We start from the raw sequence: 15,297 nt of genomic DNA on the forward strand, positions 1-15,297 counted from the left end.
GTCTCCCACCTGGTGGGCTTTATGCGCTGTATGCGCCGTTCTTGCGGTCGGTGAGATGGGCCTCGAAGCCGTCGAGGATGCTTCGGAGGCCGAACGCGAAGGTGTCCTCGGGTGCCGCCGAGTAATCGGTGGCGGCCTGTGTGCCGAGGCGCTCGCGCAACCGCGGGAAGCGCATCGCGATCTCGCCGGCCTGGGTCATGGCGGCCGCCAGCTGCTCCTCGGCGTCCCCGCCGCCCCTGTTCAGGCGGCGGGTGAGGGAGACCTGCGCGGCCGAGCCCAAGGCGCTGCCGAGGACGAAGACGAACACCGTGGCGGCCGCCCGGTCGGCCTCTGTGGCGCTGAAGCCTGCCTTCTCGTAGAGGGCGAGGGTGTGGTCGTCGTAGCGGGACTTGTGGGGGCCGTACAGCAGATGGCTGCCGAACGCCTGGCCGAGCCACGGGTGTCGCAGGAGCATCGCGTGCATGCCGGCCGCCGTGGCGACGGCGGCCGTCCGCCAGTCGGTGGCGTCGAGCTCGGGCAGCTCGACCTCGTCCCAGATCGCGTCCCCGGCAAGCCTGACCAGGTCGTCCTTGGTCTTGATGTGCCAGTAGATCGCGGTCGCGGCCGAGCCGAGCCGCTGCCCCAGGCTGCGCATGTTGAGCCCGTCCAGTCCGCCCTCGTCCAGCAACTCGATGGCGGCACGGACGATCTGGTCTGCGGTCAGGGTGTCTCGCGGCATGGCCGCAAGTGTAGGTGAACTTAGTTCAAGTCGCCCTCTTGCACTTAGTTCAGGAAGCCGTCTAGGCTCCATTGCACTAAGTTCAAGTCACGGGGAGAAGGTGACGATGTCGCAGGATGCGCTGTCGGAGTTCGTAGCGGCGAGGGCCAAGGAGTTCGGCATTCCCGGTGTGTCCGTCGGGGTGCTGATGGACGGTCAGGAGGTGTATGTCTCCCACGGCGTGACCAGCGTGGGTCAGCCGCTGCCCGTCGACGAGAGGACGCTGTTCCCGGTCGCGTCCGTCACCAAGACCGTCACCGCGACCGCGCTCATGCGCCTGGCGGAGCAGGGCAAGGTGGAGCTGACCGCGCCGGTGCGCCGGTACGTTCCTGAGCTGAAGCTCGTCGACGAGTCGGCCGCGGAACGGATCACCGTGCTGAACCTGCTCAACCACACCGCGGGGCTCGACTGGAACCTGATCGACGCCGACGGGGACGACACCTCGCTGGCCGCGTTCGTCGACAAGATGGCCGAGTTGGCGATGATCGCGCCGCCCGGCGCCCGGGCCTCGTACAGCCAGGCCGGGTACAACCTGGCCGGGCGGGTGATCGAGAAGGTCACGGGCCAGGACTTCGAGCAGGCCGTGGCCGCACTGGTCCTGGAGCCGCTGGGGCTGTCGGACACGTTCTTCGACCTGGACGACGTCATGATCCGGCCGTTCGCCGTGGGGTACAACCGCGACGAGGACGGGGCCCTGCGGCCCGCGCGGCCGTGGAAGGCCTTCAAGGCGGGTGCGCGCGGCAACAACCCGGGCGGCGGCATGGTGTCCTGCGCCGCCGACCTGCTGCGCTGGGCCCGCTTCCACCTCGGTACCGGAGACGGTGTGCTGTCCGCCGAGGCCCTGCGAGCCATGCGGACGCAGACGGTCGAGCTGCGTGGCAGCACGCTCGGGGACGGCTTCGGGATCTGCTGGTTCCTGCGCGGGGTGGACGGTGTCCGCACGATCGGCCACGGCGGCTCGGGCAACGGTCAGTTCGCCGAGCTGCTCCTCGTGCCCGAACGGAACTTCGCCGTCGTCTCCCTGGCCAACGCGGGTCCGGACGGCTACCAGTTCAACCAGGCCGTCGCCGGCTGGGCCCTGGAGCACCACCTCGGCGTGGTGGAGCGGGATCCGGAGCCGGTCCCGTACGACGCGGCGCAGGCCCGGGCGGTCGCCGGCCGGTACGAGATCGACGCCATGAACCTGGACATCGCCACCGACGGGTCCGGGATCACGCTCGCGGTCGGGATCAAGCCGGAGATCCGTGCGGCCTCGCAGACCGAGATGCCCCCGGACTACCCGCCGGCCGCCATGGGCTTCCTGCCGGGCGACGGGCACGAGTACATCATCACCGAGGGCGGTCTGAAGGGGCAGCGCGGCTTCTTCACCCTGAACGGCGACGGCACGGTCATCGGCGTCGACCTGGCCGGCCGGCTCTTCGGCCGGGTCAAGGACGCGTGATCATGAAGCGGAGCGCGCACGTCCGGCAGGCCGAGCCCGAGGACTACGACCGCATCGTCGCGGTGGTGGACGAGTGGTGGCAGCGACCGATCCGCTCGGTTCTGCCCCGGCTGTTCCTGGACCACTTCCACCGCACGAGCCTGGTCGCCGAGGACGGCGACGGCCTGGCCGGGTTCCTGGTCGGGCTGATGTCCCCGTCGGTGCCCGATGCCGCGTACATCCACTTCGTGGGAGTGGCACCACGAGCCCGCGGGGAAGGGCTGGCCCGTGGCCTGTACGAGCGGTTCTTCGACATGGCAGCGGCCGAGCACCGCACCGAGGTGAGGGCGATCACCTCTCCGCAGAACGAGCGCTCCATCGCCTTCCACACCGCGATGGGCTTCACGGTCGCCGGCCCCGTCCGCGACCACGACGGCCCGGGCGTCGACCGCATGGTCTTCCGGCTCCGGCTCCCGCACCTCAGCCCCGGTAGCCGCCGTCCTTGACCACCTTCTCCGCGAACAGCCGGGCCACTCGCCGCCGACTCGCGACGCCCGGCGCGACTTTCGCCAAACGATCCGCTCCCTTCGGCCCCTCGTCGTAGACCATCGGGGGACGGCGCCGGCGGGTGCGCGCCCGACAGGGTGGCCGTATGGAGAAGAAGCAAGGAATCAACCGCGCACAGTTCCTCGCCGGGATGGCGTCCGCCGGGCTCGCCGCGACGGCGCTCACCGCAGGCTCGGCCCACGCGGGGCAGCGGCGGCAGGGACTGCGCCACCGGGGTGTCGTCTACACCGTCGGCAAGGGCGAGACGCCGGCCACCGGCTTCCGCACGGCCCGGATGCGCAAGGACATCCGCGCCATCCGCGACCAGCTGCACGCGGACACCGTGGACGTCACCGGGGACGGCGTGGAGCGGCTCACGGCCACCGCCGCGGAGGCCGCAGAGCGGGGCATGCACGTCTGGCTGCAGCCGACCCTCGGTGACGTCCCCGAACGGGACATCCTGGACCACCTCGCCGAGACCGGCCGGTCCGCGGAGCGGCTGCGCCGGCAGGGCGCGAGCGTCGACCTCAGCGTGGGCTGCGAGTTCTGGCTGTTCGTGCCCGGCATCGTCCCGGGCGACAACGTCTTCGAACGCATCCAGAACCTGCTGGACGGCAAGGTCGACCCCGTCAGGATGCAACGCCAGCTGGACCGCTTCACGGCCAAGGCGGCCGTGGTCGGCCGCTCCGTCTTCCACGGCCGGCTCAGCTACGCGGCCGCCCAGGAGGACACGGTCGACTGGCGGCTCTTCGACATCATCGGCATCGACTACTACTCGTACTTCCCGCGCCGCGCCGACTACGTACGGGAGCTGCGCAGGTACCTGCGCTGGGGCAAACCGCTGGCGATCACCGAGTTCGGCACCTACGCCTACGTCGGCGCGCCCGAGACCCGGGGCATGGGCTGGAACATCATCGACCAGGACAAGCGGATCAAGGGCCACCTGGTCCGCAGTGAGCGCACCCAGGCCGACTACCTCATGCGGCTCCTCGACGTCTTCTCCTCGCTGAACCTGTACGCCGCGATGGCCTTCGAGTTCGTGGCCCTGGACGCCCCGCACCGCCCCGGCGACCCCCGGCACGACCTTGACCTGGCGACCTGTGCCATCACCAAGACCCTCGAGGACCGCCCGTTCGACCCCGCCTCCCCCCGGCACTGGGAACCCAAGGCGGCCTTCCACGCCCTGGCCCGCCGGTACGCGAGCGAGGCGTCCCGCGGCTGACGCGCAGGCCCGGAACCGCGCGCCGACCCGTTCGGGTGACCCCTCGGCTCGGCGCGCGGCCGCCCCGGACTCGCGGCCGGATGATGCGTCGGTGCCGGTCGGTCGGACTCCGGCCGACGACACGTGGCCAGAATTGCATCATTCGTTTTCTTGAATCTTTCGTGTTTATGAGGGTAGGTTCGGGGTCATGACCGCATCCCAGACTCCGACCACCGCCGAGGAGCTACGCGGTGCCGGCCTGCGGGTGACGGCCGCGCGTGTCGCCCTGCTCGAGACCGTGCGCCACGGCGATCACCTCGATGTCGAGGCGATCACGTCCGGCGTACGCGACCGGGTGGGCCACATCTCCGTCCAGGCCGTGTACGAGGCGCTCCACGCGCTCACCGCGGCCGGACTCGTACGCCGTATCGAACCGCCCGGCAGCCCGGCCCGGTTCGAGGGACGCGTCGGGGACAACCACCACCACCTCGTGTGCCGGTCGTGCGGCGTCGTCGTAGACGTCGACTGCGCGGTCGGTCACGCCCCCTGTCTTACGGCGGCCGACGACCGCGGCTTTTCGATCGACGAGGCCGAGGTCATCTACTGGGGCCTGTGCCCCGACTGTTCCAGCGCCGCTACCGCAGCACCGTGAACCCCTCAGTTCGGAAGGATTCCTCCATGTCCGAGAACACCCCTGCCGAGGCGAAGTGCCCGGTCGCGCACGACCGTGCCGCGCACCCGACCCAGGGCGGCGGGAACCGCCAGTGGTGGCCGGAGCGGCTCAACCTGAAGATCCTTGCCAAGAACCCCGCCGTGGCCAACCCGCTCGGTGAGGAGTTCGACTACGCCGAGGCCTTCAAGAACCTCGACCTCCCCGCCGTGAAGCGGGACATCGCCGAGGTGCTCACCGACTCCCAGGACTGGTGGCCCGCCGACTTCGGCAACTACGGCCCGCTGATGATCCGTATGGCCTGGCACAGCGCGGGCACCTACCGCATCAGTGACGGCCGTGGTGGCGCCGGCGCCGGCCAGCAGCGTTTCGCTCCCCTCAACAGCTGGCCGGACAACGGCAACCTCGACAAGGCCCGCCGTCTGCTGTGGCCGGTGAAGAAGAAGTACGGCAAGAGCCTGTCCTGGGCCGACCTCATGATCCTCGCCGGCAACGTGGCGCTGGAGTCGATGGGCTTCAAGACCTTCGGCTTCGGCGGTGGCCGTGCGGACGTGTGGGAGTCGGAGGAGGACGTCTACTGGGGTCCCGAGCAGATCTGGCTCGACGACCAGCGCTACACCGGCGACCGCGAGCTGGAGAACCCGCTCGGCGCGGTCCAGATGGGCCTGATCTACGTCAACCCGGAGGGCCCGAACGGCAACCCGGACCCGATCGCCGCGGCCCGCGACATCCGTGAGACCTTCCGCCGCATGGCGATGAACGACGAGGAGACCGTCGCCCTCATCGCCGGTGGTCACACCTTCGGCAAGACCCACGGCGCCGGCCCGGCCGAGAACGTCGGCCCCGAGCCCGAGGCCGCCCCGATCGAGCAGCAGGGCCTGGGCTGGGCGAGCACCTACGGCACCGGCAAGGGCGGCGACGCGATCACGTCCGGCCTGGAGGTCACCTGGACCGCCACGCCGACCCAGTGGGGCAACGGCTTCTTCAAGAACCTCTTCGAGTACGAGTACGAGCTCACGCAGAGCCCGGCCGGCGCCAACCAGTGGGTGGCGAAGAACGCCGAGGCGATCATCCCCGACGCGCACGACGCGTCGAAGACGCACCTGCCGACGATGCTCACCACCGACCTCTCGCTGAAGTTCGACCCGATCTACGAGCAGATCTCGCGTCGCTTCTACGAGAACCCGGAGGAGTTCGCGGACGCCTTCGCCCGCGCCTGGTACAAGCTGACCCACCGTGACATGGGCCCGAAGTCGCTGTACCTCGGCCCGGAGGTCCCGGAGGAGACCCTGCTGTGGCAGGACCCGCTGCCGCAGGCCGAGGGTGAGGTCATCGACGCCGCCGACGTCGCTGCCCTGAAGGCCAAGCTGCTCGACTCGGGCCTGTCCGTGTCCCAGCTGGTGTCCACCGCGTGGGCGTCGGCCTCGACGTTCCGCAACAGCGACAAGCGCGGCGGTGCCAACGGCGCCCGCATCCGCCTGCAGCCGCAGGCCGGCTGGGAGGTCAACGAGCCCGACCAGCTCGCGCAGGTGCTGCGCGTCCTGGAGGGCATCCAGGCGGAGTTCAACTCCGGCGCCAAGAAGGTCTCCGTGGCCGACCTGATCGTCCTCGGCGGCGTCGCCGCCGTGGAGAAGGCCGCCAAGGACGCCGGTCACGACGTCGAGGTGCCCTTCACACCGGGCCGGGTGGACGCCACGGCGGAGCACACCGACGCGGAGTCCTTCGCCGCGCTGGAGCCCGCCGCCGACGGCTTCCGCAACTACGTCGGCAAGGGCAACCGCCTGCCGGCCGAGTACCTGCTGCTCGACAAGGCGAACCTGCTGGGCCTGAGCGCGCCCGAGATGACCGTCCTCGTCGGCGGCCTGCGCGTCCTCGGCGCCAACCACCAGCAGACCTCGTACGGCGTCCTCACCGACACCCCGGGCAAGCTGACCAACGACTTCTTCGTCAACCTGCTCGACCTGGGCACGACGTGGAAGTCCACCTCGCAGGACCAGACCACCTTCGAGGGCCGCGACGACGCGACCGGCGAGGTCAAGTGGACCGGCACCCGTGCCGACCTGGTCTTCGGCTCGAACTCCGAGCTGCGCGCGCTCGCCGAGGTCTACGCCGCGGACGACGCGAAGGAGAAGTTCGCCAAGGACTTCGCCGCCGCGTTCGGCAAGGTCATGAACCTCGACCGGTTCGACCTCGTCTGACCGACACCCCTGAAGGCGTCCGGACCGGCCCCGCACGGGCCGGCCCGGGCGCCTTCGGCGTCCCTACGCCCAGGACACCTGGATCTGCCGGCCGGCCGCGCGCATGTTCACGATGTCGAATCCGGCCCGGGAGCGCACGATGTGCTGGACTTCCTCCGTCCCGGAGTTGCGCAGGAACCCCGCCCAGCCCTCCGTGACCGCCTCCCGGAGCACCCACTCCAGGACCTCCATCAGCACCCCGAACTCGTCCTCGTGGATGCAGACGCGGGCGGTCAGGGCCCATGGGACCCCGCCGTCCGCGTCCTGCCCGTTCTCGGCCCTGACCAGCAGGGAGGTGTCCGCCCCGTCGAAGGAGTGGCTCGCCTCCCCACCGGCCAGCACCTGCCAGGGATCGCCCCAGAGTGCCCAGTCCGCCGACTCGAAGGCCGGCGGCGGGTCGGACTGTCCGGCCAGCCAGGAAAGTTCTCGCAGGAACGCTTCGGGCAGATCCGGCCGGAGATCCACGGCCAGGAACAGGTCGTAGTAGTCGCTCACCAGACGGACCCTAGCCGCGCCGTACGGCGGCGGGTGTCCCGGGCCTGTGTCAGCGGCCCAGTGCCGCCACGCCCGCCTGGGCGTAGCGCTCGTCCAGGTCGCCCGACGGTGCGCCCGCGACGCCGATGCCCGCGACCGGGGCACCCTTGGCGGCCACCGGGGCACCGCCCCCGAGGAACAGCGTGCCCGGGATGTCCTTGAGGTTCGGCGCCTGCTCCAGCCGCTTGGCCAGCTCGGACGTGGGCGCGTTCCAGGACACCGCGGTGAACGCCTTGCGCTCGGCCGACTCGTACGACTGCGGTCCGGCACCGTCGCCGCGCAGGGTGACCAGGGTGTTCCCGTTGCGGTCGACGACGGCCACCGACACCTGTCGGCCGTCCTTCTCGGCGGCGTCCACCGCGGCCTGCGCCGCCTTCGTGGCCGCGTCGAGGGTCAGGTGCGTGGTCTCGGTGAGGTTGCCGCTCCGGGCGGACACGGCGGCGGGCGCGGTACCCGTGGAGTCGGCGGCACTGGCGGCGACCGTACCGACGACACCGGCACCGGCGACGGCGAGGACGGCGCCGCCGACGAGGACGCGGGTACGGCCGGACGGCTTCTTGCGGCTGGGCATCACGAAGGACCTCTCTGCGGTCGGATTCGGGGGCGGAGTCGCTCCCGTACCGATCCTCGGCCCGGATCCGGGCCGAGGAGGTCGACGGACCGGTTGCCTCGGGGGTCATCCGATCGGATGACCCCCAACCCGCGGGGCCAGGGAACAATGGAGGGTGTTTGCCCAGCTCAGCGCGATGACAAGGGAGGATTCACCGGTGGCCGTACCCGAACGCGACGACACCCGCGCCCTCACCGTCGTCATGCACACCGCGTTCTTCGTGCTGCTGGCGGCGTCCCTCGCCCGCTACCTGGCCCGGCACGCCGAGGGCCCGCGCACCCCCTGGATCATCGCCCTCTCCGCCCTGCTGGCGGTGCTGTACGTGCTCGGCCCGGCCCTCGGCACCCGCCCCACCCCGCGCCGGCTGGCCTGGCTGGGCCTGGTGGTGGCGACCTGGGCGCTCCTCGTGGTCCTGGCGCCCAGCTTCGCCTGGAGCGCGGTCCCGCTCTTCTACACCGGCCTGCGCACCCTCCCCGCGCGCGCCGCGATCTCGCTGGTGGCGCTGCTGACCGCGCTGGCCGTCGCGGCCCAGCTGAGCCTCGCGGGCTGGCCGGACCCCAACGTGCTGCTCGCGCCCCCGGCCGTGGCCGCCGTGGCCACCACCGTCTACGTCGTCATGCAGCGCCAGTCCGCCCGCCGCGACGCCCTGATCGACGACCTGGTCCGCACCCGCCGCGAACTCGCCGCCACCGAGCGCCGCGAGGGCACCCTCGCCGAACGCGAGCGGTTGGCCCGGGAGATCCACGACACCCTCGCCCAGGGCCTGTCCAGCCAGCGCATGCTCCTCCAGGCCGCGGACCGCCTCTGGGACACCTCCCCGGACACCGCACGCGACCACGTCCGCACGGCGGCGTCGATCGCCGAACGCAACCTCGCCGAGGCCCGCCGCTTCGTCCACGACCTGACCCCGGCCGACCTGGCCGAGGGCGGCGGCCTGCTCCAGGCGCTGCGGGCGGTCGCCGAGCGCGAGACGACACCCACGCTCACCGTCCGCGTCCACACGGAGGGCGCTCCGCCCGCCGCACTGCCCGCCCCCGTGGAGTCCGCCCTGCTCCGCATCGCTCAGGGAGCCCTGGCCAACGTCCGCGAACACGCAGCCGCCACGACCGCGACCCTCACCCTCACCTGCCTGGACGACCAGATCGTCCTGGACGTGACCGACGACGGCCGGGGCTTCGACACCGGTACGGTCCCGGAAGCCGAAGGCCGCGGGCACGGCCTCCCCGCCATCCGCGCCCGCCTGCGCCAGCTGGGCGGCACCCTGACCATCGAGTCGGCACCGGGCGAGGGCACGGCCCTGTCCGCCGCGATCCCACTGGAGCCCAGATGACCGGGACACCCGAGCCCGCCGCCAAGGCCCCCGTCCGCATCCTCGTCTGCGACGACCACGCCGTCGTACGCGCCGGCCTGCTGGCCCTCCTGCACAGCGCCCCGGACATCGAGGTCGTCGGCGAGGCCGGCAGCGGCGAGGAGGTGCTGGCGCTGGCCCGCAGGACGACGCCGGACGTGGTGCTCATGGACCTGCAGCTGGGCGAGGGCGTGGACGGCGTCGAGGCCACCCGCCGACTGCGCGCCCTCACCCCCGCCCCGCACGTCCTGGTCCTGACGACGTACGACACCGACGCGGACGTCACCCGCGCCATCGAGGCCGGAGCCACCGGCTACCTGCTCAAGGCGGAGCGCGCCGAGGACCTCTTCACCGCGATCCACGCCTCCGCCCTGGGCCGCCCCGCCCTCTCACCGCCGGTCGCCGACCGCGTCATGTCCCGGCTGCGCAACCCCCGCCCCGCCCTCACCCCGCGCGAACGCGACATCCTCGCCCACCTCGCCCAGGGCCTGCCCAACCACGCCATCGCCCGAGCCCTGTACATCAGCGAGGCCACGGTCAAGACCCACCTGCGCCGCATCTACGACAAGCTCGGCGTGGACACCCGGGCGGGCGCCGTGGCCGTGGCCAAGGAACAGCGGCTGCTGCCCTGAGGCCGTCATGCCCCCGGCTGCGCTGCTGTGGCGGCGCGGCGCGACCTCGCGCAGCGTGGGGCATGGGGGATCCAACGGCGAGGCCGGTGCTCTGGCCGCGAGAGAGGTGGGACACATGGACACGGAGGAATCCCGGCCCCGGATCGTGGCCGGTGTCGACGGGTCGCCGTCCTCGTACGCGGCCCTGCGCTGGGCCGTGCGCTACGCCGGGCTGATCGGCGCCACGGTGGACGCGGTGGCCGTCTGGGAGCTGCCGGGCCTGTACAGCTGGTCGGGGCCGCCGGTGGACATGGACGTCGACGAGGCGGAGGCCCGGGACCGGATGACACAGGAACTGACCGAGGCGCTCGGCGCCGAGGCAGCCGCCTCGGTACGGCCGCTGGTCGTGCAGGGCAATCCCACGGACGTCCTGCTCCGGGCCGCGGAGGGCGCCGAGTGCCTGGTCGTCGGGAGCCGGGGGCGGGGCGGTTTCGCCCGCGCCCTGCTCGGTTCCGTCAGCTCGCACGTGACGCACCACGCCACCTGCCCGGTGGTGATCGTGCGTCCCGGGACGGCCTGAGGCCGGGGCGCCGTCAGGGCGAACTCGTGCGGTGCTCCGGGTCGGGAGCCAGGTCGAACGCCACGTCCACCACCCCTTCCACGGCCCGCACCAGGCGCGCGGCCACGGGAACCAGGCCCGGGTCCCGCACGCGGCCGACGAGCGTCACGACGCCGTCCTCCACCTCCACGTGCAGGGCCGAGTCCGGCGGCGGGAACAGCTCGGCCACGACCTCGTGCCGCACCTGCTCGGCGATCTCCTCGTCCCCCCGCAGGAAGACCTTGAGGAGGTCGGCGCGGCTGACGACACCCTCGAGCAGCCCGACCTCGTCGACCACGGGCAGCCGCTTGACCCCGGCCCGCGCCATCAGGTGCGCGGCCTCGGCGAGCGTGGCGCCCGGCCGGACGGTGACCGCGGGGGAGGACATCAGGTCGTCCGCGGTGAGCGCGTCGGCCTTGGCCACGTCGGAGGGGCGGCGCAGCCGGACGTACCCCTCCTCCGGAGTGTCCCGGAACTCCTCCTTGGGCAGCAGGTCGGCCTCGGAGACCACACCGACGACCCGGCCCTCTCCCTCAAGCACCGGCAGGGCGCTGACCCGCCAGTCCCGCATCAGCTGCACGATCTCCTTGAAGGGAGCCCGCCGGCCGACGGCGGCGACCGTGTGGGTCATGACATCGCTGACGATGTACGGGGTGCCGTACATGGTGACTCCCCTCGTAGGGCGTTCGGGAACCGGGCGGGGCCGAGGGGCCCTTGCACCGGGTGCCCCGCACGACCAGGCTGGAATCCGATTCCCCTCTCCGGGAGGTAGCGGCCATGCGCATCGTCGTCGGCGTGGACGGGTCCGAATCGAGCCTCAGGGCCGTGGACTGGGCGGCCGACAACGCGGCCCTGCGCCGTACACCGCTGCGGCTGGTGTACGCGTCCCTCTGGGAGCGCTACGAGGGGTTCTCTCTCGCCCAGGGCGTCGACCGGCCGTCCGAACAGGTGATCGCCGAGGAGATCGTGGAGACCGCCGAGCGGCGCGCCCACCGCAGACAACCGGACGTGCACGTCACCACCGACGTGCTGCCCGAGGAACCGGAACAGGCGCTGGTGCGGGAGAGCCACTCCGCGCTCGCGGTGGTCCTGGGGCACCGCGGCCGCAGCAGCATGACCGAGGCGATCCTCGGCTCGGTCGGCGTCGCGGTGGCCGAGCAAGCGCACTGCCCGGTCGTCGTGCTGCGCCATGACGACGACCAGGACCGCCCCGGGACCCCCGGCCGGATCGTCCTGGGAGTCGACGAGAAACCCGCGGGTTCGGCGGCCCTGCGGTTCGCCGCGGAGGAGGCCGGCCTGCGCGGGGTGCCCCTGGAGGCCGTACACGTGTCGCGCCATGGGGTCACCGGCACCCTGCTGGGCAGTGGCGAGCGGGAGCCGGACGCCGCCCTGGCACTGGACGAGGCGCTGCGGGACGTCCCGATCGGCCTTGAGGTGCTGCGGCGCACCGTCTCCGGCCGCCCCCGCGACGCCCTGCTGGCCGCCTCCCGCGATGCCGCCCTGCTGGTCGTGGGCGCCCGGCGCCGCCCGGGGCACTTCGGCCCGCAGCTCGGCCGGGTCGCCCACGGGGTGCTGCACCACGCGGCCTGCCCGGTGGCCGTGGTACCCGAACTTTCCTGACATTCCCGGCAAACTTGCCGGCAACCGACGATGATCTCCGGAGTCCTCATGCCCCAGGCCGCCCACCCGGACGCCCCCGCACTGACCGACGAGGAACTGCGCACCCTGGACGCGCACTGGCGCGCCGCCAACTACCTCGCGGCGGGCCAGATCTATCTCATGGCCAACCCGCTGCTGACCGAGCCGCTGAAGCCGGTGCACATCAAGCCCCGGCTGCTGGGCCACTGGGGCACGTCCCCCGGCCTGAACCTCGTGTACACCCACCTCAACCGGGTCATCAGGGCGCGCGGCCTCGACGCGCTGTGCGTGTGGGGTCCCGGGCACGGAGGGCCGTCGGTCCTCGCCAACTCCTGGCTGGAGGGCAGCTACAGCGAGACGTACCCGGACGTGTCACGGGACGCGCCGGGCATGGAACGGCTGTTCAGGCAGTTCTCCTTCCCGGGCGGGGTGCCCAGCCACGTGGCCCCCGAGACCCCCGGCTCGATCCACGAGGGCGGCGAACTCGGCTACTCGCTCGCCCACGCCTACGGCGCCGCCCTCGACAACCCGGACCTGCTGGTGGCGTGCGTGATCGGCGACGGCGAGGCGGAGACCGGACCACTGGCCGCCTCCTGGCACTCCAACAAGCTCCTCGACCCGGTGCACGACGGGGCCGTACTGCCGATCCTGCACCTCAACGGCTACAAGATCGCCAACCCGACGGTGCTGTCCCGCCTGCCGGAGCCCGAACTCGACGCCCTGCTACGGGGATACGGCCACGAACCCCTGCACGTGACGGGCGACGATCCGCAGCAGGTGCACCGGGCCATGGCCGCGGCGATGGACGACGCGCTGGACCGCATCGCCCGGATCCAGCGCACCGCCCGCGAGGCGGGCGGCGCCGAGCGGGCCCACTGGCCGGTGATCGTGCTGCGCACCCCCAAGGGCTGGACCGGGCCCGCCGAGGTGGACGGCGTACCCGTCGAGGGCACCTGGCGCGCCCACCAGGTCCCGCTGGCGGGAGTCCGGGAAAACCCCGAGCATCTGCGGCAGTTGGAGGAGTGGCTACGCTCGTACCGGCCCGAGGAACTGTTCGGCCCCGACGGCCGGCCCGTCGCGGACGTCCTCGCCTGTGTCCCCGAGGGGACGAAGCGGCTCGGCGCGAGCCCGCATGCCAACGGCGGCCTCCTCGTCCGTGAGCTGCCCCTGCCGGCCCTCGACGGCGTCGCCGTACCCGTCGACAAGCCCGGCACGACCCTGCACGAACCCACCCGGGTCCTGGGCAACCTGCTCGAACAGGTCATGCGGGACACCGGCGCGCGGCGGGACTTCCGGCTCGTCGGACCGGACGAGACCGCCTCCAACCGGCTCCAGGCCGTCTTCGAGGCCAGCGGCAAGGCCTGGCAGGCCGAGACGCTCCCGGTCGACGAACACCTGGACCGGCACGGCCGGGTGATGGAGATCCTCTCCGAACACCTCTGCCAGGGCTGGCTGGAGGGCTATCTGCTCACCGGCCGGCACGGACTGTTCTCCTGCTACGAGGCGTTCGTGCACATCGTCGACTCCATGGTCAACCAGCACATCAAGTGGCTGAAGACCTCGCGCCGGCTGCCCTGGCGGGCCCCCGTCGCCTCCCTCAACTACCTGCTGACCTCGCACGTGTGGCGGCAGGACCACAACGGCTTCTCGCACCAGGACCCCGGCTTCGTCGACCACGTCCTCAACAAGAGCCCCGAGGTGGTGCGCGTCTATCTGCCGCCGGACGCCAACACCCTGCTGTCCGTGACCGATCACGTCCTGCGCAGCCGGGACTACGTCAACGTGATCGTGGCCGGCAAGCAGCCCTGCTACGACTGGCTGTCCCTGGACCAGGCCCGCGTCCACTGCGCCCGCGGCGCCGGGATCTGGGAGTGGGCCGGCACCGAGAACGGCGAGGAACCGGACGTCGTCCTGGCCTGCGCGGGTGACGTGCCCACTCAAGAGGTGCTGGCCGCCGCGCAGTTGCTGCGCCGGCACCTGCCCCAGCTCGCGGTGCGGGTGGTCAACGTGGTCGACATGACCCGGCTGATGCCGCGCGAGGAGCATCCGCACGGGATGAGCGACTTCGAGTTCGACGGGCTGTTCACCGCCGACAAGCCGGTGATCTTCGCCTACCACGGCTACCCGTGGCTGATCCACCGCCTCGCCTACCGCCGCACGGGCCACAAGAACCTGCATGTGCGCGGCTACAAGGAGTCCGGGACCACGACCACCCCGTTCGACATGGTCGTGCGCAACGATCTCGACCGCTACCGGCTCGTCATGGACGTCATCGACCGCGTGCCCGGCCTCGCGATGCGCGCCGCCGGCGTCCGCCAGACCATGGCCGACGTCCGCACCCGCCACCACGACTGGATCCGCGAACACGGCACCGACCTGCCGGAGGTCGCCGACTGGAGCTGGCACAGCTGAACCGGCCCCGTCGTCCCGCGGCACGCTCCAGCAGCCGCCGGCGCACCCCCGTCACACGGCACCTCCCGAGCTAGCGGGAGGTGCCGTCCGGGTCCGGCACCGAGGCCGGCGGGGGACTCGGAAGCACTTCGAAGACGCCCGACAGGCCCGTCGCCCGCAGCAACCCCAGGAAGCCCGGGGTGTCGGAGACCAGCCGCAGCCGGCCCTGCCGGGCCAGCGTCCGGTTCCGGGCCCGGCACAGGACCCCGAGCCCGGCGCAGTCGATGAACGCGACCGGCCGCAGATCGAGAACCAGGTCCGGGCGCGGGTCCTCGGTCAGTGCGTCGAGCCGCTGGGACAGCGCGGGCAGGGTCAGCAGGTCGATCTCGCCGTGCAGCGGTACGACGACCGCCCCGTGGGGCGGGTGGTGCGTGGCCACCTGTGCCGGTACCGGCTGATTCTCGGACATGACACCAGCCAATCGGTCTCCCGGGATGCGAGGAAGGGCCGATCGGCCCCTACCCCGGGACTGTCCGGGACACCGTGCCGACCAGATCTGCGTCGTCGTAAGACTCTTTGTCTCTGCGGGCGGCACCGATCCGTTTCGAGGTGCACGATGGTGGGGTGACGCTTGTCGGCCGGGTGCACCACACCGTGCCGTGTCGCTCACCGCCCGCGGTGGGCGCTGCCCGGTCAGCCCCGTCACCCGGACCTCGGCCCGGAACCGGACGCCGAG

At 72.0% G+C, this 15,297-nt stretch carries 15 protein-coding genes; 10 read left to right on the forward strand and 5 right to left on the reverse strand.

Annotated elements, in window-relative coordinates; all coding sequences use genetic code 11:
* Positions 1 to 19: 19 nt before the first annotated feature.
* Complete coding sequence (locus ACFY3C_RS07370) at positions 20 to 718, reverse strand: TetR/AcrR family transcriptional regulator C-terminal domain-containing protein (protein WP_390770066.1); 699 nt, start codon at positions 716 to 718, stop codon at positions 20 to 22.
* A gap of 106 nt (positions 719 to 824) precedes the next feature.
* Here ACFY3C_RS07370 and ACFY3C_RS07375 point away from each other — a divergent pair, with 106 nt between their 5' ends.
* The 5 genes from ACFY3C_RS07375 to katG all read left to right on the forward strand — a co-directional run bounded on the left by ACFY3C_RS07375 (position 825) and on the right by katG (position 6,792).
* Complete coding sequence (locus ACFY3C_RS07375) at positions 825 to 2,198, forward strand: serine hydrolase domain-containing protein (RefSeq protein WP_390770067.1); 1,374 nt, start codon at positions 825 to 827, stop codon at positions 2,196 to 2,198.
* Between the two features lie 2 nt (positions 2,199 to 2,200).
* On the forward strand, positions 2,201 to 2,683 hold the full coding sequence (locus ACFY3C_RS07380; RefSeq protein ID WP_390770068.1) for a GNAT family N-acetyltransferase: 483 nt from the start codon (positions 2,201 to 2,203) through the stop codon (positions 2,681 to 2,683).
* Positions 2,684 to 2,829: 146 nt separating this feature from the next.
* Positions 2,830 to 3,945, forward strand: coding sequence for an abortive phage infection protein (locus ACFY3C_RS07385; RefSeq protein ID WP_390770069.1), 1,116 nt, complete (start codon positions 2,830 to 2,832; stop codon positions 3,943 to 3,945).
* Between the two features lie 187 nt (positions 3,946 to 4,132).
* On the forward strand, positions 4,133 to 4,576 hold the full coding sequence (locus tag ACFY3C_RS07390; protein ID WP_386577582.1) for a Fur family transcriptional regulator: 444 nt from the start codon (positions 4,133 to 4,135) through the stop codon (positions 4,574 to 4,576).
* Positions 4,577 to 4,602: 26 nt separating this feature from the next.
* Positions 4,603 to 6,792 carry a catalase/peroxidase HPI gene (katG, locus tag ACFY3C_RS07395; RefSeq protein WP_390770070.1) on the forward strand — a complete coding sequence of 730 codons (2,190 nt, stop codon included), beginning with the start codon at positions 4,603 to 4,605 and terminating at the stop codon, positions 6,790 to 6,792.
* 63 nt (positions 6,793 to 6,855) lie between these two features.
* Here the strand turns inward: katG and ACFY3C_RS07400 are convergent, their stop codons facing one another.
* Both ACFY3C_RS07400 and ACFY3C_RS07405 read right to left on the reverse strand, forming a co-directional pair.
* Positions 6,856 to 7,326, reverse strand: coding sequence for a hypothetical protein (locus tag ACFY3C_RS07400; RefSeq protein WP_390770071.1), 471 nt, complete (start codon positions 7,324 to 7,326; stop codon positions 6,856 to 6,858).
* A gap of 49 nt (positions 7,327 to 7,375) precedes the next feature.
* Entirely contained in the window at positions 7,376 to 7,936 is a 561-nt protein-coding gene (locus tag ACFY3C_RS07405; protein ID WP_386577585.1) for a heme-binding protein, read from the reverse strand.
* Positions 7,937 to 8,111: 175 nt separating this feature from the next.
* Between ACFY3C_RS07405 and ACFY3C_RS07410 the strand changes: the two genes are divergently transcribed.
* The 3 genes from ACFY3C_RS07410 to ACFY3C_RS07420 all read left to right on the forward strand — a co-directional run bounded on the left by ACFY3C_RS07410 (position 8,112) and on the right by ACFY3C_RS07420 (position 10,514).
* On the forward strand, positions 8,112 to 9,305 hold the full coding sequence (locus tag ACFY3C_RS07410; RefSeq protein WP_390770072.1) for a sensor histidine kinase: 1,194 nt from the start codon (positions 8,112 to 8,114) through the stop codon (positions 9,303 to 9,305).
* On the forward strand, positions 9,302 to 9,955 hold the full coding sequence (locus tag ACFY3C_RS07415) for a response regulator (protein ID WP_390770073.1): 654 nt from the start codon (positions 9,302 to 9,304) through the stop codon (positions 9,953 to 9,955). The genes ACFY3C_RS07410 and ACFY3C_RS07415 overlap by 4 nt, the downstream gene beginning before the upstream one ends.
* A gap of 115 nt (positions 9,956 to 10,070) precedes the next feature.
* Positions 10,071 to 10,514 carry a universal stress protein gene (locus ACFY3C_RS07420; protein ID WP_390770074.1) on the forward strand — a complete coding sequence of 148 codons (444 nt, stop codon included), beginning with the start codon at positions 10,071 to 10,073 and terminating at the stop codon, positions 10,512 to 10,514.
* Between the two features lie 13 nt (positions 10,515 to 10,527).
* Here ACFY3C_RS07420 and ACFY3C_RS07425 read toward each other — a convergent pair whose 3' ends face one another.
* On the reverse strand, positions 10,528 to 11,196 hold the full coding sequence (locus ACFY3C_RS07425) for a CBS domain-containing protein (protein ID WP_386577589.1): 669 nt from the start codon (positions 11,194 to 11,196) through the stop codon (positions 10,528 to 10,530).
* 113 nt (positions 11,197 to 11,309) lie between these two features.
* Between ACFY3C_RS07425 and ACFY3C_RS07430 the strand changes: the two genes are divergently transcribed.
* On the forward strand, positions 11,310 to 12,152 hold the full coding sequence (locus ACFY3C_RS07430) for a universal stress protein (RefSeq protein ID WP_390770075.1): 843 nt from the start codon (positions 11,310 to 11,312) through the stop codon (positions 12,150 to 12,152).
* 48 nt (positions 12,153 to 12,200) lie between these two features.
* Positions 12,201 to 14,582, forward strand: a complete 2,382-nt coding sequence (locus ACFY3C_RS07435; RefSeq protein ID WP_386577591.1) for a phosphoketolase — start codon at positions 12,201 to 12,203, stop codon at positions 14,580 to 14,582.
* Between the two features lie 70 nt (positions 14,583 to 14,652).
* Here ACFY3C_RS07435 and ACFY3C_RS07440 read toward each other — a convergent pair whose 3' ends face one another.
* Positions 14,653 to 15,030, reverse strand: a complete 378-nt coding sequence (locus ACFY3C_RS07440) for an STAS domain-containing protein (protein WP_390770076.1) — start codon at positions 15,028 to 15,030, stop codon at positions 14,653 to 14,655.
* Positions 15,031 to 15,297 lie beyond the last annotated feature (267 nt).

Origin of the sequence: Streptomyces sp. NPDC001410 (assembly GCF_042895235.1) — a bacterium.
Lineage (GTDB): Bacteria > Actinomycetota > Actinomycetes > Streptomycetales > Streptomycetaceae > Streptomyces.